Source organism: Pseudomonas sp. SCPG-7 (assembly GCF_002156405.1).
GTDB classification, from domain to species: Bacteria; Pseudomonadota; Gammaproteobacteria; order Pseudomonadales; family Pseudomonadaceae; genus Aquipseudomonas; species Aquipseudomonas parakoreensis.
The window spans coordinates 23399-39950 of record NZ_MVOO01000026.1 but is presented as its reverse complement, the minus strand read 5'-3'; the positions used below and the strand labels follow the sequence as shown (position 1 = coordinate 39950).

The window sequence follows — 16552 nt, the reverse complement described above, 5'->3', positions numbered from 1 at the left end:
ATCGACCCAGACCAACGCCTCGCCATCAAACTCCAGTCGATGCGCCAGCGAATGGCTCCAGCCAAACCCCAGCCCGACATCGATCTCCACCGCGCTGGTGCGGTACAACCGGGTGAACTCGAACGGCAGCAAGCCATCGAGCGTGCCATCGGTCAGGGTCAGCAGTTCTTCGCCGGTGACCATCGACACCGGGCAACCGTTGGTGCAGGTCAGCGGCGCGCAATCGGCGCTGTCGCCGTTGGGGTTTTTCGCTTGTTCCGGCGAGTCGTCGTGATGCTCGTTTTTCTTCAGGGCGGCATTGCGCTTCGCATCCCAGCGCAACTGCATGCGGCCCTTTTTAACTCCGGCGGCAATGCCCCGCGCGGCGACGGTTTTGTACTGGTCGACGTAATGGATGAACGTGTTGACGATGCCGAACATCGCCTTGACCAGACGTTTCACAACCGTGAGCAGCTGGGCGGCGCGATCCGCCAGGCGTAGCGTCAGATAAGCGATCCCTGCGCCAGCCCCGACGAATGTCAACACAACGCCGATCAGCACATCGAGCAGCACCTGCACGATCATCATCGACGCCATTTCAGCGGTTTTGCCGGCGATCTGGCTGGGCGGCAGCATCTCCAGCCAGAGACTCGCACTGCGCAGCAGCAAACACAGCGCCGCCTCGTCGCTGACCAGCAACTGCAGCTTTTGCATGACATCCGGAGCTGATTCTGCGAGGCGGATCAGATCGGCCGCACCGCTTCCAAGGCGTTCGGCAAACGCCCCTGGATCCTGCAGAATTTCCGACAGCATGCCGAGGCTGTCCCACACCCCCTCGATCGCCGCCCAGCTCCCGGCGAGCATGCCGTTGCCCGCCGCGGTCGCCACCGACTGTGACCACTGCGGCTTGACCCCCTGCCACTCGCTGCGCAGCCAGCCTTCCAGATTGCCGGTCAAGCCGTCGTAGGACTTGAACAGCGCCTCGATCTGCTCCGAGGTAACGTCGCTGTGCACCTGCACGCGATAGAACTTGCCGGGCGTCCCGGTGAATGTTCCCCGGCCTTGCGCATCAAGTTCGACGGGGAAGATTTGGCCATCATCCACCGCAACCACATCGACCACGATGTCGCCCAGCGGAATGTCGTACACCGACTCGAATTTGCTCTCGATCGTCAGCACCCCGCTTTTCGGGCACTGCACCACGCCGGAGGCAAACTCACTGTCTCCTGTGCTGACAGCGGTGATGCGATCACCGAAACGGATGATCCGCTCCATGCCCATCAGCGACGGCAAATCCGCCGCGTGGCTGACCTGATCGGCCGCTCTGCTGAACCAGTGCTCAAGCTGCTGGCGATAGAGGCTGAGGGTGTCGGGAAAGCTGTCGAGTTCCTGCTCGATACGGCTGACGGCTTCCATCAGCGCACGCAACGATGCGGGGTGGAATGAAAAACCGGGTCAAACATGAGCGTTCCCTCGCGCAAAAATTAGGCGCGGGGACTCTGCGGGGGATCAATCAGGAAAGAAGTCAGGCGAGTAGGCTTTTGCTGTAGGACTATTCTGCAAAGGACTGATTACTACAAAACGTATGGCGATAAACGCAAACGTGGCGTGAGGTTTCCCTCACGCCACGTTTATCCAACGATACAAAATGATTTACTGGGTTTAATCCCGAGCGCTCAACTCTTTGAGTTTGAGCTCGGCCAACGGGTGGCCGGCCTTGGCGGCCAGCGTCCACCAGCGCGCCGCTTCTGCCGGATCCGGCGCTTTGCTCGGAGTACCGGCCAGGCTGATCACGCCGACCTGATAAGCTGCTTTGCCATCGCCGGCGAGCGCCGCCAGACGCAACAGTCGCACACCCTCTTCGCGGGCGCCCAGGCCAACACCGCGAAACGTCAGAATGTGCCCATAAAAGCTTTGCGCGCCGACATCGCCCAGATTGGCCATGCGCGCAAACTGCCCTTCGAGCCAGCGCCAGCCTCTGGGTTGGCGGACGAACCACGACCAGTGAAACAGCCTGCGGGCCAACCAGTAACTGGCCGACGCCTTGAGTCGAAAGAACACTCAGGCCTCCGCCGATTCCGGGTACTCGTATTCGAAAACCCTGACCACTTCCGACGCATGCCAAGAGGCAGCCGCAACGCCATCGGATGGCCCGGAGAAACGTCCCAGACGTTCAACGCATTCAAAAAAACCGGTTCGTGGCAAACGGCTGGCCCCTTGGCTGATCACCAGCGAACTGCGCAATGGCTGCTCGGCCTTGGCGTCGAGTGCGGCCAGATGCTCAAGTGCCGCGGTCAGCGTCTGCATCGCCGGCGTCGGCAGTTGCAAACGTTCGAGCAAGGCTCGATAGGTCAACAGATGGCGCTGCCTGCGCGCCTGATCCAGCTCCCCCAGCAATCCGTCCCAATGTTGACGACTGATGCGTACGCTCACGATTCATCCCTCCAACCCGGCACCGTCAGTTCCCAGGCCAGGCTGCGGCGAATCGCGGCGTCAGGTTGACGCTCGCCGCTTTCGATCATGGCCAGATAAGACGGGCTGATGCCTACCGTGCGGGCCAGCGCCTCGATGGCGATGCCCTTCCCTTCGCGCAGACTGCGTAGTTGATCCAGACCTGGAAGAATCGGGTCTGGCGCTGCGGCGGCCGGCGCTGGCGCCTGCTGCTGCGGTATGTCGTTGATGCCTGCTGCTTTCAATAGAGCCTGATACTGGCCCCATGGCAGAACCGCGTATTCGGGTTCGCCATCGCGTGCAATTATCTGAATATCCATGACTACCCCGTAGGACAACAACACTTAGCGAGTCGGCACTTTTCCCTAGAAGTGTAATCCTAACAGCGGCCAAGGTCGCGGGGGGTATCAATCTGCCTGCAGGCGAGGCGAATCAGGTTTTTTTCGGACCCTGCAGTTGAAGTTGCTCGGGGGTATCGGGCAAACGCTCGACCACTGCGAGTTTTTCCGGCTGTTGTCGATTGCGCCAGAGCCGGAAGGCAGCGAGTTCGTCGTCGAGGGTTTTCATCAGCCAGGCGAGAACAGCAATGTCATCGAGCATGCCGAATACCGGGATGAAATCCGGGATCGCGTCCACCGGGCTGAGGAAATACATCAACCCTGCCACCACCGAAACGATGGCTTTCGGACTGATCGCCCGGTACTCGCCGCGCCAGTAAGCCAGACACAATGCCTGGAGCAAGCGCAGATCATCCTTGAGCTTGCCCAGGCGATTACCTTGCGCAGCGCCCTTGCTCGCCACGGCGAACAGCAGAGTCGGCAGGCGGCCACGGGCCAGCAGGCGTCCCGCCAGAGGCAGAAACCGGGCGAAATTCCACGGCGCTTTCATCTATTTCTCCCGTTGAAATGTTATCCACACAAATTGTGGATAACCTTGTGAACAGAGCTGCATTTCAGCGCTGAGAGCCCCGTTTCATAAGGGCTTCGCTCAGATCGGGCGTTTTTTACTCACATAAAAAATCCCAATATTTCATTGACTTGGCGGCTCAGGACGTCTACCCACAGCGGCCTCAATCTCTAGGACTGCTGTCAGCGGCATCCGTTCGCTCTGTTTACCTGCGCCATCCTTCAGATGCAACAACGCCCCGCATAAGCGAGGCGTTGTTGGCGAAGCCGTTACCGATGCCTGTTACTTGGCAGCGGCGTCTTCTTTGGCTGGATCCTTGATGGCCAGCAGTTCAAGGTCGAAGACCAGAACCGAGTTGGCCGGGATTGCCGGGCTTGGCGATTGCGCGCCGTAGGCCAGATCGCTAGGGATGTACAGTTTGTACTTCTCGCCAACGTGCATCAGTTGCAGACCTTCAACCCATCCCGGGATCACACCGCTGACCGGCAGATCGATCGGGCTGCCACGTTCCACGGAGCTGTCGAACACGGTGCCGTTGGTCAGCTTGCCGGTGTAGTGAACAGTCACGACGTCGGTAGGCTTGGGCTGTGGGCCGTCGGCTTTCTTGACCACTTCGTACTGCAGACCGGAAGCGGTGGTGGTGACACCAGGCTTCTTGCCGTTTTCTTCGAGGAATTTCTTGCCGGCGGCTGCCGACTCTTCGCTCATCTTGGCCATGCGCTCTTCAGCACGCTTTTGCAGAGCGGCGAAGGCTTCGACCAGTTCTTCGTCTTTCAGCTTCTGTTCTTTCTTGCCGACGGCATCTTCGATGCCCTGGGCTACCGCTTTGGAGTCCAGATCATCCATGCCTTCCTGAGCAAGGCTCTTGCCCATGTTCAGGCCGATACCGTAGGAAGCTTTTTGCGCCGGGGTTTTCAGCTCTACGCTGGTCTGCGAATCACAACCCGCGAGGACCAGGCTAACCAGGGCTACCGCCGCCGCCAACCGATGCTGTTTCATGCTATTTCCTTGTTCATGCGCCGAAAGGGCAATCGAGTAAAGCCGCGAGCTTATCAGGCCGCCACGACCAATGGCTACCGGCATGAGAGCAGGAAACGTCCGATAAGTTCAGGGATTAAAACGCATTCGAGCAAAGCGACGATGAAGCTTCTGTCATCTTGGCCTGACAAGGACTGACGAGACTTCCTACGACAGTTGGCGTAATGGCCACTTGCCGCACCTGCAGCAGCTGAGGCATAACAGCGCAACAACTCGACAAGGATGTTTATCTTGCGCCTCTTATTCCGTGTGCTAACTCTGATCGTGGTACTGCTGGGCCTGGTCCTGACCGTCATTCTGTACTACGTCGCCAACCCGAAACTGCCCTTCTATACCCCGGCCCAACAGGTGCATTACCTGCAACAGTGGAGTGAGGAGGAGCGCCAGACTTACTATTTCACCCCGCAAGGGACGCAGGTCAAAGGCCTGCGCTATGAATGGTTCCAGGCGCTGGAGCTGCCCTTCTCGCAGCAACGTTTCGCGTCCCCGGAATACCTCGCACGCTTCGGTTTTCTGGTTGATCCGCAGCAGAAAGCCACGCCGAACAATCCGGGCAATCTGCCGGTCGGTTTCGCGCGCCATCAGAACCCCGGCGGTACCGAGCAATACCTCGATATCACCTGCGCCGCCTGCCACACCGGCGAACTGCGCTTCAACGGCCAGGCCGTGCGGATCGACGGCGGATCGGCGCAACATGTCTTGCCTTCCAGCGTTCCTACATTGCGTGGTGGCAGTTTCGGACAGGCATTGGTCGCCAGTCTGGCCTCGACTTACTACAACCCATGGAAATTCGAACGCTTCGCCAGAAATGTTCTGGGCGATGACTACGAGCTGCGCCGCGAGCAACTGCGCAAAGACTTCAAGCAATCGCTGAACACCTTCCTCAAAGTCGCCTGGAACGATACCCATCGCGGCCTCTACCCGACCGAGGAAGGCCCTGGACGCACCGATGCGTTCGGCCGCATTGCCAACGCCACCTTCGGCGACGCAATTTCCCCCGCCAACTACCGCGTGGCGAACGCCCCGGTCGACTACCCGCAACTGTGGGACATGTGGACCTTCGACTGGGTGCAGTGGAACGGCTCGGCCCAGCAACCGATGGCGCGCAACATCGGTGAGGCATTGGGCGTCGGCGCCACGCTGAATTTCTTCGACAGCAACGGCCAGCCGCTGCAAGGCGATGCGCGTTATGCCTCAAGCGTCCGCGTACGCGATCTGCACACAATCGAGGAAACCCTGCAACGCCTGCAACCACCAGCCTGGCCGGAAGATGTCCTGGGTGCCATCGACAAACCGTTGGCCGCCAAGGGCCGCACGCTGTTTGCCGAGAACTGCGCCGGTTGCCACGTGCCGCGCAAGACTCAAGAGGGCGAGCGCTGGGTGCAGCACTTGCACATGTTGCCGGTGGAGGTGATCGGCACCGACCCGAATGCCGCGACCAACATTGCCACTCACCGTTTCGACCTGACGCCGCTGCAATGGGACCCGAAAGAACTTGAGCAAATGGATGTGAAGTTGCATCCGACGCCCACCGAACCACTGGACCTGAGCCAGCTATCGGTGGCCAAGGGCCTGGCCTACGTCACCGCATTCGTCGAGAAGCGCGCCTATCGCGAGGCCGGCGTCACCGCTGAGGAAAAGCCACAACTCGACGGCTTCGGCCTGCCGATCGGTGTGCGTGAAAAGGTTGCCTACAAGGCCAGACCACTGGCCGGTGCCTGGGCCACCGCGCCGTTTCTGCACAACGGTTCGGTGCCAAGCCTTTATCAGTTGCTGTCGCCGCAGGATGAGCGCGCGACGACTTTCTATAAGGGTTCGTTCGAGTATGACCCGCGACATCTGGGTTATCGCACCGAAGCCTTCACCAACGGCTTTTTGTTCGATACGCGTATCACCGGCAACCACAACAGCGGCCACGAATTCCGCGCAGGCGAGCGTGGCAATGGGGTCATCGGCCGCCTGCTGCAACCCGAAGAACGCTGGGCCTTGCTGGAGTACATGAAAGTCCTGGGCGGGCCGTTGGAGGCGCAACTGCCATGATGATCAACTCGTACAAAAAACCCTCCCTTCTCGCCCGCATCTGGCTGTGGCTGGGACGACTGCTGGGCAAAACCCTGCTGGCCCTGCTGATTGTCGGCCTGCTGGGCTGGGCGATCGCGAGCGCGTGGTTCATCCGGCAACACAGAGGTCCGGTGTCGGCGCAGGAACAGATTCCCGCCGGTGAAGCGGCCATGACCCAGGACGTGATCCAGACTGCCGTGCGCATCGTCGACCAGCACCGCGAAGGCACGCGCTATCTGCGCGATGCGCATGCCAAGGCCCATGGTTGCGTGAAAGCTGAAGTGACGGTGCTGCCGGAACTGACACCCGCGCTGCGCCAAGGTGTTTTCACCGAACCAGACAAAACCTGGCAGGCGTTGATTCGCTTGTCCAATGGCAACGCCTACCCGCAGTTCGACAGCATCCGCGACGCCCGGGGGATGGCAATCAAGCTGCTCGATGTCCCCGGCAAGCAGCTGCTCGACGACCGTCAGGTGCGCCGTGAACAAGACTTTGTGATGTTCAGCCACCCGAACTTCTTCGTCAGCGATGTCGCCGAGTACCGTCAGAATGTGGCGGCTCAGGCTGACGGCAAAAAAATCAGGGCGTTTTTCCCCGGTTGGGATCCGCGCACCTGGCAGATTCGCCACTTGTTCATCGCCCTAGCAACACTGTCGCCGCCACCGGACAGCCCGACCGCGACCACCTACTTTTCGGTATCGCCTTACAAATTTGGCGAGGCCAATGCCAAGTTTCGCGTTGCGCCGGATCCGGACAACTGCCCGACCTACACCCTGCCCGCGCAAAATCACAACCTGCCGAATTTCCTGCGCAGCGCCTTGAACCAACAACTGTCGACAGATCGGGTGCCAGCATGTTTCGTGCTGCAGATTCAGCGCCAGGACGCGAACAAGTACATGCCCATTGAGGACACCAGCATCGAGTGGCGCGAGCAGGATTCAGCGTTCGAAACAGTGGCACGGATCACCCTGCCGGCGCAGGACTTCGACACGCCAGCGCTGAATCTGGCATGCGACAACCTGTCGTTCAATCCGTGGTTTGGTATCGAGGCGCATCGGCCGATTGGCGGGATCAATCGCTTGCGTAAAGCGGTGTATGAGGCGGTGAGCGATTATCGGCACAGTCGCAATGCCGAATAGTGAGAATTCCTCTGTAGGAGCTGTCGAGTGAAACGAGGCTGCGATCTTTTGATCTCTAAAAGCAAGATCAAAAGATCGCAGCGTGCCGCAGCTCCTACAGAGGAGATCGAGTGATTTCACAAATCGCAGACAGCAAAAAGCCCGCACTTGGCGGGCTTTCTGTGGTGACCTGGCGTTCAGTGGGTCCAGGTAACCGAATATGGCGCAGCGGACGGGACTCGAACCCGCGACCCCCGGCGTGACAGGCCGGTATTCTAACCGACTGAACTACCGCTGCGCGAAACGCTTGAAACGAATGGTGGGTGATGCCGGGATCGAACCGCCGACATTCTGCTTGTAAGGCAGACGCTCTCCCAGCTGAGCTAATCACCCTTCGCTTCGTTACGGGGCGCATTATGCCACAAGTTTTCGTAAAGTGTTGATTTAATTGAAGTTTTTTTCAAATAAATCCGAAAACCAGTGAAACGACACAAACCCGATGGAACAAGGTACAAACGTGAGACAGAAAAAAACCCGCTTCAGCGGGTTTTTCCGTGGTGACCTGGCGTTCAGTGGTCCAGGTTACCGAATATGGCGCAGCGGACGGGACTCGAACCCGCGACCCCCGGCGTGACAGGCCGGTATTCTAACCGACTGAACTACCGCTGCGCTAAACGCTTGAAACGAATGGTGGGTGATGACGGGATCGAACCGCCGACATTCTGCTTGTAAGGCAGACGCTCTCCCAGCTGAGCTAATCACCCTTCGCTTCGGTGTGGCGCGCATTCTACGGAGCGACCCAACCTCTGGCAAGCACTTTTTTAATTAATTTTCTCAGGCCTTCCAAAGGCTTAGAGAAGGGTTGGCCTATGCCACGGCGAAGACAATAATGCCCCCCTTTGTATAAAGGAGAGACTCACCCCATGTGGTTCAAAAACCTGCTGATCTATCGCCTGACCCAAGACCTGCCTGTCGATGCCGAGGCGCTGGAAACTGCACTGGCCACCAAACTGGCGCGTCCATGTGCAAGCCAGGAGTTGACCACCTACGGTTTCGTCGCGCCATTCGGCAAAGGCGAAGATGCGCCACTGGTGCACGTCAGCGGCGACTTCCTGCTGATCGCTGCGCGTAAGGAAGAACGTATTCTGCCGGGCAGCGTCGTGCGCGACGCGGTCAAGGAAAAGGTCGAAGAGATCGAAGCCGAGCAGATGCGCAAGGTCTACAAGAAGGAACGCGATCAGATCAAGGATGAAATCATCCAGGCGTTCCTGCCGCGTGCCTTTATCCGTCGTTCGTCGACCTTCGCTGCCATCGCGCCGAAACAGGGCCTGATCCTGGTCAACTCGGCCAGCCCGAAACGCGCCGAAGACCTGCTCTCCACAATGCGTGAAGTGCTCGGCACCCTGCCCGTGCGTCCGCTGACCGTGAAAACCGCGCCGACCGCCGTGATGACCGAGTGGGTCACCACCCAGCAAGCGGCCCCGGACTTCTTCGTTCTGGACGAGTGCGAGCTGCGCGACACCCACGAAGACGGCGGCATCGTGCGTTGCAAGCGTCAGGACCTGACCAGCGAAGAAATTCAGCTGCACTTGAGCACCGGCAAAGTTGTCACTCAGTTGTCGCTGGCCTGGCAAGACAAGTTGTCGTTCATGCTCGATGACAAGATGACCGTCAAACGCCTGAAGTTCGAAGACCTGCTGCAGGATCAGGCGGAGCAGGACGGTGGCGACGAGGCTCTGGGCCAACTGGACGCCAGCTTCACCCTGATGATGCTGACCTTCGGCGACTTCCTGCCGGCACTGGTCGAAGCGTTGGGTGGGGAAGAGACTCCGCAGGGGATTTAAACCTCTCTCCGGCGCCCTCCTTTATTGAGGGCGCCTGAAAAAGCAAAGATCGCAGCCTTCGGCAGCTCCTACATTTGGAATGTGTTTCCCTGTATGAGCTGCCGAAGGCTGCGATCTTTTTGCTGGCACCGTATGCTTGGCTTCCTAACGCTTTCACATAATAAGGAACACGCCATGCGAGCACTGGCTGCACTGAGCCGCTTTGTCGGCAACACTTTCGCTTACTGGGTTCTGATTTTCGCCGTGATCGCGTTCCTGCAACCGGCGTGGTTTCTCGGTCTCAAGGGTGCGATCGTGCCGCTGCTGGGGCTGGTGATGTTCGGCATGGGTCTGACCCTCAAACTTGACGACTTTGCTGCCGTCGCCCGCCATCCGTGGCGTGTGGCGTTGGGCGTGGTCGCACATTTCGTGATCATGCCCGGTGTGGCGTGGTTGCTCTGCCAGATCTTCCATCTGCCACCGGAAATCGCGGTCGGGGTGATTCTGGTGGGCTGCTGCCCAAGCGGCACCTCCTCCAACGTCATGACCTGGCTGGCCCGCGGCGATCTGGCACTGTCGGTGGCAATTGCCGCTGTCACCACCCTGCTCGCCCCGCTGCTGACCCCGGCGCTGATCTGGCTGCTGGCTTCGGCGTGGTTGCCGGTTTCATTCATGGAATTGTTCTGGTCGATTCTGCAAGTGGTGCTGCTGCCGATCGTGCTCGGCGTGGTCGCGCAACGCGTGCTCGGCGACAGGGTGCGCCACGCGGTGGACGTGCTGCCACTGGTGTCTGTGGTCAGCATCGTGATCATCGTCACCGCCGTGGTGGCCGCCAGTCAGGCGAAGATTGCCGAATCCGGGCTGCTGATCATGGCCGTGGTGATGCTGCACAACAGCTTCGGCTACTTGCTGGGTTACTTCACCGGGCGCCTGTTCAAGTTGCCACTGGCGCAGCGCAAGTCGCTGGCGCTGGAAGTCGGCATGCAGAATTCGGGGTTGGGCGCGGCCTTGGCCAGCGCGCACTTTTCGCCGCTGGCGGCGGTGCCGAGCGCGTTGTTCAGCGTCTGGCACAACATTTCCGGGGCGTTGCTCTCGACCTGGTTCCGGCGCATGAGCGAGAAGCAAGACCGTGAAGCGCTGGCGCAACAGCCGGCCGACTGACCGGCAAACTTGATCCCCGGATTAATGCTCGGCAGACTGTTGCGCTACGCGGGGACGACCCTGCGGCTCGATCGAGTTATCAATCTGGGGACGGCCCCGTCAATCGATGGAGGTCTCTCATGTCCTGGATCATTCTGTTTTTCGCCGGCCTGTTCGAAGTCGGCTGGGCCGTCGGCCTGAAATACACCGACGGCTTCACCCGCCCGCTCCCCACCGTCCTGACCGTTGCGGCCATGGCCATCAGCCTTGGCCTGCTGGGCCTGGCGATGAAGGAATTGCCGCTGGGTACGGCTTATGCGATCTGGACCGGAGTCGGCGCTGTGGGCACGGTGATTGCGGGGATCATTCTGTTTGGTGAATCGATGGCGTTGATTCGCCTGGCCAGTGTGGCGTTGATCATTACCGGGTTGATTGGCCTTAAAGTAAGCGCTTAAGCCAATGGCCCCATCGCTGGCAAGCCAGCTCCCACAGGGATCTCCCATGAACACAATTCTTGTGTAAATCCAGAAAACCTGTGGGAGCTGGCTTGCCAGCGATGGGGCCAATTCAGATAACAACTATCTGACAGTCCCGCGCAACGCCCCCACCAACCCCTGCAGTTTCGCCGGCTCCGCCGCGTCCACTGTCACCGCCGAACCCGCCACCAACGTCACCCGCGACCACAACCGCTTGAACAGCCCCTTGTTCGGATCGCGGCTGAAGAAACTCCCCCACAACCCTTGCAACGCCAGCGGAATCACCGGCACCGGCGTTTCTTCGAGAATCCGCGTCAGCCCGCCCTTGAACTCATTGATCTCGCCGTCAGTGGTCAACTTGCCTTCCGGGAAGATGCACACCAGCTCACCGTCCTTCAGATACTGGGCAATCCGGGTGAAGGCCTTTTCGTAGATCTGGATGTCTTCGTTGCGTCCGGCAATCGGAATCGTCCCCGCCGTGCGGAAGATAAAGTTCAGCACCGGCAGGTTGTAGATTTTGTAGTACATGACAAAGCGAATCGGCCGACGCACCGCGCCGCCAATCAGCAGCGCATCGACGAACGACACGTGGTTGCACACCAACAGCGCCGCGCCCTCGTCCGGGATCGCCTCAAGGTTGCGGTGCTCGACGCGGTACATGGAATGGCTGAGCAGCCAGATCATGAAACGCATGCTGAACTCGGGGACGATCTTGAAGATGTAGGCGTTGACGCCGATGTTCAACAGCGACACAACCAGGAACAGCTGCGGAATCGACAGTTTGACCACACTCAGCAACACGATCGAAACGATCGCCGAGACCACCATGAACAGTGCGTTGAGAATGTTGTTGGCGGCAATCACCCGCGCCCGCTCGTTCTCGGCGGTGCGCGACTGGATCAACGCGTACAGCGGCACGATATAGAAACCGCCAAAAATACCGAGGCCGAGAATATCGACCAGTACCGCCCAGGTATGCGCAAAGCCCAGCACTTCGGTCCAGCTGTGGCCAGTGACGCTTTCCGGGATTCCACCGGAATGCCACCACAGCAGCAGGCCAAACACGGTCAGGCCGAACGAACCGAACGGCACCAGACCGATCTCGACTTTGCGCCCGGAGAGCTTCTCGCACAGCATCGAACCCAGCGCAATGCCCACCGAGAACACCGTGAGGATCAGCGTGACTACGGTTTCGTCGCCGTGCATCCATTCCTTGGCGTAGGCCGGGATCTGCGTCAAGTAAATCGCCCCGACAAACCAGAACCACGAGTTGCCGACAATCGAACGCGACACCGCAGGCGTCTGGCCCAGACCGAGTTTCAGCGTGGCCCAGGACTGGCTGAAGATGTTCCAGTTCAGACGCATTTCCGGCGAGGCCGCCGCCGCGCGCGGAATGCTGCGACTGGCGAGATAACCGATCACGGCAATGCCGACAATCGCGGTCGAAACCAGCGGCGCGTAGTGCGTCGAGGACATGATGATCCCGGCGCCGATGGTCCCGGCAAGAATCGCCAGGAACGTGCCCATCTCCACCAGACCGTTGCCGCCGACCAGCTCATCCTCGCGCAACGCCTGCGGCAGGATCGAATACTTCACCGGCCCGAACAGCGCCGAATGCGTGCCCATGGCAAACAGCGCCACCAGCATCAGCGACAGGTGATCGAAGAGGAAACCGATCGATCCGACGGCCATGATCGCGATTTCCGCGAGTTTGATCAGACGGATCAGCGCGTCCTTGGCGAATTTTTCCCCGAACTGCCCGGCCAGCGCCGAAAACAGAAAGAACGGCAGGATAAACAGCAGCGCACACAGGTTGACCCAGATCGAACGGTCACCTTCGATGGTCAGCCGATACAGAATGGCGAGGATCAGCGACTGCTTGAACACGTTGTCGTTGAACGCGCCCAGTGACTGGGTGATGAAAAACGGCAGAAAGCGCCGAGTGCGAAGCAGGTTGAACTGTGAGGGGTGACTCATCTTCCGTGTTTCCCTGAGGTCGGTAGAGAATGGCCTGGATCTGCTTATTGGAATCTCGATCGGCGATCCAGGCCACACCTTACCTAAACTTTTCAGGTTATTTCTTCAACCCTGCAATACAAGGTGAGACAAACAGCTCACCGCGCCACGCGCCTTGCACGGTGCGTTTACCGACGATCAGCCACATCACCGCCAGCAGACTCACCAGCACGCAGCCGACCACGCTGAAAAAACCCAGGTTCAGCGTGCTGGCGAGCTTGAGGGTCGCCAGCGAATACACGCCCAGCGGGAAGGTAAAACCCCACCAGCCGAGGTTGAACGGGATGCCGTCACGCAGGTAACGCGCGGTGATCAGCAGCGCCATCAACATCCACCACAAGCCGAAGCCCCACAGGGTGATACCGGCGACCAGCCCTACGCCTGCAGCGATTTCACCGATACCCGGCAGCCCGTTGGCGGCGAAGATCGCTGGTGCATCAGCGCCCAGCAGCAACATGCCCAACGCACCAGTGCCGATCGGGCCGAGGGCCAGCCAGCTCGAGGCGGCCATGTTTTCGTGAGGCAGTTTATGCAGCGCCATGCGCAGCAACAGGATGGTCAGAATGCTGAACGCCACCGGCAGGGAAAATGCCCAGAGCACGTAACTGGTGGTCAGCACTACCAGTTGTGCATGGGCATCAGCCAGATGCGGCGCGAGTAAGCCACCGCTGGCCGCCGCCACTTCTGCAGCCACCACCGGTAGCAGCCAGACGGCGGTCATCTGGTCGATGCTGTGTTCCTGACGGGTAAACATCATGTACGGAATCAACACACCGCAGGCCAGCGACATCGCCACGTCGAGCCACCACAGCACTTCGGCAAGATGAATCACACCCTCGCCCCAGCGTGGCAGGCCGAACAGCAGAAAGCCGTTAATGATGGTCGCCAGGCCCATGGGAATCGTGCCGAAGAACATCGATACGGTGGAGTGGCCGAAGATCCGCCGCGCTTCATCGAAGAATAGAATCCAGCGCGCGGCATAAGCGAAGGTAAACAAGGTGAACAACAGAATGTTGAACAGCCACAAACCTTCGGCCACCGCGTGCAACCCGGGGATCGCCACCGGCAATTGCGCCAGCGCCAAGGCGAGTACGCCGGTGCCCATGGTCGCGGCGAACCAGTTCGGGGTGAATTGACGGATCACTTCACGCGGATGCTGAAGCTGGCTTAACGGCTTGATGCCGGGTTTGGCTATGTTGGGGCAAGTCATCATGAGCTCCTGTCCTCAGGTGAGGTTGAGTCCATGGTAGAACCGAATCGAATATCTATATAACGGGTAATTTCTCTATCTGTTATCTACTTTGCAGATAAGCAGTCAAACACTGCCTTCGCTTTCGATTACCAGAATCCGCGCCACCCCCTGCGGGTGCGCAACGTGCTCAGTGCCGACCGAGGCGTAGAAAATGTCGCCGACCTCCAGCCGCACCTGCTTTTCTTCGCCCTGTTCGCGATAGTGCATCTGCACTTGACCGTCGAGCACCACGAACACCTCCTCGCCATCGTTGACGTGCCATTTGTACGGCTGATCAGTCCAGTGCAGGCGCGTGGTGATGCCGTTCATGTTGGCGATATCCAGCGCGCCCCAGGCACGCTCGGCGGTGAACGACTTGCTGCGGATAATCTTCATCTGTCGATCCGTGAAAGAAGGCCGGACAAAGGTAACTGAAACCACCGCGTTTATGGAGTGCTGCAAGCCTTGACTGCTTGCGGGCGCAGGCTGAGCAGCAGCGCGGCGACGGCCAGGGCGATCAATCCGGCGCCGTAGCCGTCGGTGGTCGCCAGCAACCCATAGGCTCGGGTCAAATGCCCGGCCAACAAGGCCGGCAGGCAGAACGCCAGATAACTCAGCGCGTAGTACGCCGACATCAAACCGGCCCGCTCATGCGGCAGGGCCAACGGCACCAGGCTGCGCACCGCGCCGAGGAAACCCGAGCCAAAGCCGCAACCGGCAACCAGTGTGCCGAGGAAAAACAGCGCCAGACTGGCACTGTGCACGCCAAGCAAAATCAGCAGCACGCCGACAGGCAGCAGACTGGCGCCGATTTGCAGGGATTTGCCGGCGGGACGATTGCGCAAAGTGAAAATCATCAGCGCCCCGGTCACGGTCAACGCCGAGACGGTCGCGCCGCCGATCAGGTTCGACGTCGAGCCGGTGGCGGTGCGCACCAGCGACGGCGCCAGTGAGGCAAAAAAGCCGCCGAGCGCCCAGGTTGCGGTGTTCAGAGGCAGCACACGCCACAAGGTCGAACGCGCCTGAACCGGCACATGCAGGGTTGGCCGCAGCGAAGCCCAGGCCCCGGCCTGCGGGGTGACGCTTTCCGGCAGACGCCAGACATACACCGCCTGCAACACAAACAGCGCCAGCAACAACCAGTAAGTCAGTTGCAACGGCGCCGGGGCGAATTCGGCCAGCAAGCCACAGCCCATGCTGCCCAGCGCCATGCCGAGCAACGGTGCGACGCTGTTAATCAACGGCCCATGCTGGCGGTCGGTGTCGAGCAGTGTGGCGCTCAAAACAGCGGTGGCCATGCCGGTGGCAAAACCCTGCAATACGCGGGCGCTGATCAGCCAGGCAACACTGTCGGCGCTGATAAACAGCAACATCGCCAGCGCATTGAGCAGCACGGCAGTGAAAATCACCGGTTTGCGCCCCAGATGATCGGACAGCGAACCGACCGTCAGCAGCGCTGCCAGCAGACTCAGGGCGTACACGCCGAAAATCAGGGTCAGCACCGCTGCCGAGAAGTGCAGTTGATCCTGATACAGGTGGTACAACGGCGTCGGCGCTGTGGAAGCAGCGAGAAAACTGAGTAAGGTGATCGCCAGAAAAATCAGGCTGCCACGGTTGGAAGCAAGGCTGGTCATGGGCACACTCCGCAAAAGCTAATTTTTTGCTTTTGCGGAGTGTGCGCTCGGCTTTGGCTTAAAGCAAATTCTTTGTGTTAAGGTCTGGCGCATGGCTATTAAAGAAGGTTTACGCCCCGGCGGCCGCAGTGCCCGGGTGCAAGAGTCGATTCATTCGGCAGTCCGCGCACTTCTGCAAGAACAGGAGCGCAGCACCGTGACCGTCCCGCAAATCGCGACGCGCGCCGGGGTCACGCCGTCGACGATCTATCGGCGCTGGGGTGATCTGGCAGCATTGCTCGCCGACGTCGCCCTCGCCCGCATGCGCCCGGACAGTGAACCGGCGGTGACCGGTGACCTGCGCGGTGATATCCGCGCCTGGGCCGAGCAGTATCTGGACGAGATGAGTTCGGAGCCTGGGCGCAACATGATGCGCGACGTGCAGGCCAGCGCCACGCCGGGGTATTGCGTGACGATCATTGGCGCGCAGTTGCAGACCATCATCGAGCGTCACCCTGACGAGTCGGCGCCGAGCGTTGATCATCTGATCAATCTGGTGGTGGCCCCGGTGGTGTTCCGGATTCTGTTTTCGGCGGCGGCGCTGGAGGTGGATGAGCTGCATCGGTTGATCGATATCGCGCTGAAACAGGACTGACGCTTTCGCTGGCAAGCCAGCTCCCACAGGGTCTGTGATGTTCAC

At 59.9% G+C, this 16552-nt stretch carries 16 protein-coding genes and 4 tRNA genes; 6 read left to right on the top strand and 14 right to left on the bottom strand.

The features are described 5' to 3' along the window. From B1722_RS27095 to B1722_RS27070, 6 genes are all read right to left on the bottom strand, one after another. Positions 1 to 1395 (bottom strand): DUF6531 domain-containing protein (locus tag B1722_RS27095; RefSeq protein ID WP_256578871.1); only part of this gene is annotated, 1395 nt, incomplete at its 3' end. 246 nt (positions 1396 to 1641) lie between these two features. Continuing rightward, the gene (locus B1722_RS27090; protein ID WP_041071894.1) at positions 1642 to 2040 is read right to left on the bottom strand and encodes a sel1 repeat family protein; all 399 of its coding nucleotides are present in this window, start codon (positions 2038 to 2040) and stop codon (positions 1642 to 1644) included. Further along, positions 2041 to 2412, bottom strand: a complete 372-nt coding sequence (locus B1722_RS27085; RefSeq protein WP_003223109.1) for a hypothetical protein — start codon at positions 2410 to 2412, stop codon at positions 2041 to 2043. Next, a complete protein-coding gene (locus B1722_RS27080) occupies positions 2409 to 2750 on the bottom strand; it encodes a helix-turn-helix domain-containing protein (RefSeq protein ID WP_041071888.1) in 342 nt (113 codons plus the stop codon). Before B1722_RS27080 ends, B1722_RS27085 begins: the two co-directional genes overlap by 4 nt. A gap of 112 nt (positions 2751 to 2862) precedes the next feature. Further along, on the bottom strand, positions 2863 to 3318 hold the full coding sequence (locus B1722_RS27075; RefSeq protein WP_041071886.1) for a YkvA family protein: 456 nt from the start codon (positions 3316 to 3318) through the stop codon (positions 2863 to 2865). A 300-nt stretch (positions 3319 to 3618) separates the two neighbouring features. Continuing rightward, positions 3619 to 4335: an FKBP-type peptidyl-prolyl cis-trans isomerase gene (locus tag B1722_RS27070; RefSeq protein WP_007966725.1), complete on the bottom strand. Its 717-nt coding sequence runs from the start codon at positions 4333 to 4335 to the stop codon at positions 3619 to 3621. 270 nt (positions 4336 to 4605) lie between these two features. Here B1722_RS27070 and B1722_RS27065 point away from each other — a divergent pair, with 270 nt between their 5' ends. Continuing rightward, complete coding sequence (locus tag B1722_RS27065) at positions 4606 to 6414, top strand: di-heme-cytochrome C peroxidase (RefSeq protein ID WP_041071884.1); 1809 nt, start codon at positions 4606 to 4608, stop codon at positions 6412 to 6414. Then, positions 6411 to 7574 carry a catalase family protein gene (locus B1722_RS27060; protein WP_086794939.1) on the top strand — a complete coding sequence of 388 codons (1164 nt, stop codon included), beginning with the start codon at positions 6411 to 6413 and terminating at the stop codon, positions 7572 to 7574. The genes B1722_RS27065 and B1722_RS27060 overlap by 4 nt, the downstream gene beginning before the upstream one ends. 200 nt (positions 7575 to 7774) lie before the next feature. On the opposite strand, the gene B1722_RS27055 is transcribed toward B1722_RS27060, so the two are convergent. From B1722_RS27055 to B1722_RS27040, 4 genes are all read right to left on the bottom strand, one after another. Next, positions 7775 to 7851 (bottom strand) — tRNA-Asp (locus tag B1722_RS27055). Between the two features lie 19 nt (positions 7852 to 7870). Continuing rightward, positions 7871 to 7946, bottom strand: a tRNA-Val gene (locus tag B1722_RS27050). Positions 7947 to 8145: 199 nt separating this feature from the next. After that, a tRNA-Asp gene (locus B1722_RS27045) sits at positions 8146 to 8222 on the bottom strand. A 19-nt stretch (positions 8223 to 8241) separates the two neighbouring features. Further along, positions 8242 to 8317, bottom strand: a tRNA-Val gene (locus B1722_RS27040). A 159-nt stretch (positions 8318 to 8476) separates the two neighbouring features. Between B1722_RS27040 and rdgC the strand changes: the two genes are divergently transcribed. The 3 genes from rdgC (at position 8477) to sugE (ending at position 10971) form a co-directional block, all read left to right on the top strand. Continuing rightward, on the top strand, positions 8477 to 9397 hold the full coding sequence (gene rdgC, locus B1722_RS27035; protein WP_003223096.1) for a recombination-associated protein RdgC: 921 nt from the start codon (positions 8477 to 8479) through the stop codon (positions 9395 to 9397). A gap of 174 nt (positions 9398 to 9571) precedes the next feature. Further along, complete coding sequence (locus B1722_RS27030; protein ID WP_086794938.1) at positions 9572 to 10537, top strand: bile acid:sodium symporter family protein; 966 nt, start codon at positions 9572 to 9574, stop codon at positions 10535 to 10537. A gap of 119 nt (positions 10538 to 10656) precedes the next feature. Continuing rightward, complete coding sequence (sugE, locus tag B1722_RS27025) at positions 10657 to 10971, top strand: quaternary ammonium compound efflux SMR transporter SugE (protein ID WP_003223093.1); 315 nt, start codon at positions 10657 to 10659, stop codon at positions 10969 to 10971. Between the two features lie 123 nt (positions 10972 to 11094). Here sugE and B1722_RS27020 read toward each other — a convergent pair whose 3' ends face one another. The 4 genes from B1722_RS27020 to B1722_RS27005 all read right to left on the bottom strand — a co-directional run bounded on the left by B1722_RS27020 (position 11095) and on the right by B1722_RS27005 (position 15873). After that, positions 11095 to 12969: an MFS transporter gene (locus B1722_RS27020; protein WP_086794937.1), complete on the bottom strand. Its 1875-nt coding sequence runs from the start codon at positions 12967 to 12969 to the stop codon at positions 11095 to 11097. A gap of 97 nt (positions 12970 to 13066) precedes the next feature. Continuing rightward, a complete protein-coding gene (locus B1722_RS27015; RefSeq protein ID WP_041074309.1) occupies positions 13067 to 14218 on the bottom strand; it encodes a TDT family transporter in 1152 nt (383 codons plus the stop codon). Positions 14219 to 14323: 105 nt separating this feature from the next. After that, positions 14324 to 14635 carry a cupin domain-containing protein gene (locus B1722_RS27010; RefSeq protein WP_041074310.1) on the bottom strand — a complete coding sequence of 104 codons (312 nt, stop codon included), beginning with the start codon at positions 14633 to 14635 and terminating at the stop codon, positions 14324 to 14326. 50 nt (positions 14636 to 14685) lie between these two features. After that, the gene (locus B1722_RS27005; protein WP_041074312.1) at positions 14686 to 15873 is read right to left on the bottom strand and encodes an MFS transporter; all 1188 of its coding nucleotides are present in this window, start codon (positions 15871 to 15873) and stop codon (positions 14686 to 14688) included. Between the two features lie 91 nt (positions 15874 to 15964). On the opposite strand from B1722_RS27005, the gene B1722_RS27000 reads away from it, so the two are divergent. After that, positions 15965 to 16507, top strand: coding sequence for a TetR/AcrR family transcriptional regulator (locus B1722_RS27000; RefSeq protein ID WP_041074314.1), 543 nt, complete (start codon positions 15965 to 15967; stop codon positions 16505 to 16507). The last annotated feature ends 45 nt before the right edge of the window (positions 16508 to 16552 follow it).

What these genes read in the sequence shown, in the direction of transcription:
- B1722_RS27030 (WP_086794938.1), top strand. Translation starts at nt 9,572, where the DNA reads ATGCGAGCACTGGCTGCACTGAGCCGCTTTGTCGGCAACACTTTCGCT.
- B1722_RS27060 (WP_086794939.1), top strand. Translation starts at nt 6,411, where the DNA reads ATGATGATCAACTCGTACAAAAAACCCTCCCTTCTCGCCCGCATCTGG.
- B1722_RS27005 (WP_041074312.1), bottom strand. Translation starts at nt 15,873, where the DNA reads ATGACCAGCCTTGCTTCCAACCGTGGCAGCCTGATTTTTCTGGCGATC.
- sugE (WP_003223093.1), top strand. Translation starts at nt 10,657, where the DNA reads ATGTCCTGGATCATTCTGTTTTTCGCCGGCCTGTTCGAAGTCGGCTGG.
- B1722_RS27020 (WP_086794937.1), bottom strand. Translation starts at nt 12,969, where the DNA reads ATGAGTCACCCCTCACAGTTCAACCTGCTTCGCACTCGGCGCTTTCTG.
- B1722_RS27070 (WP_007966725.1), bottom strand. Translation starts at nt 4,335, where the DNA reads ATGAAACAGCATCGGTTGGCGGCGGCGGTAGCCCTGGTTAGCCTGGTC.
- B1722_RS27075 (WP_041071886.1), bottom strand. Translation starts at nt 3,318, where the DNA reads ATGAAAGCGCCGTGGAATTTCGCCCGGTTTCTGCCTCTGGCGGGACGC.
- rdgC (WP_003223096.1), top strand. Translation starts at nt 8,477, where the DNA reads ATGTGGTTCAAAAACCTGCTGATCTATCGCCTGACCCAAGACCTGCCT.
- B1722_RS27080 (WP_041071888.1), bottom strand. Translation starts at nt 2,750, where the DNA reads ATGGATATTCAGATAATTGCACGCGATGGCGAACCCGAATACGCGGTT.
- B1722_RS27010 (WP_041074310.1), bottom strand. Translation starts at nt 14,635, where the DNA reads ATGAAGATTATCCGCAGCAAGTCGTTCACCGCCGAGCGTGCCTGGGGC.
- B1722_RS27015 (WP_041074309.1), bottom strand. Translation starts at nt 14,218, where the DNA reads ATGACTTGCCCCAACATAGCCAAACCCGGCATCAAGCCGTTAAGCCAG.
- B1722_RS27000 (WP_041074314.1), top strand. Translation starts at nt 15,965, where the DNA reads ATGGCTATTAAAGAAGGTTTACGCCCCGGCGGCCGCAGTGCCCGGGTG.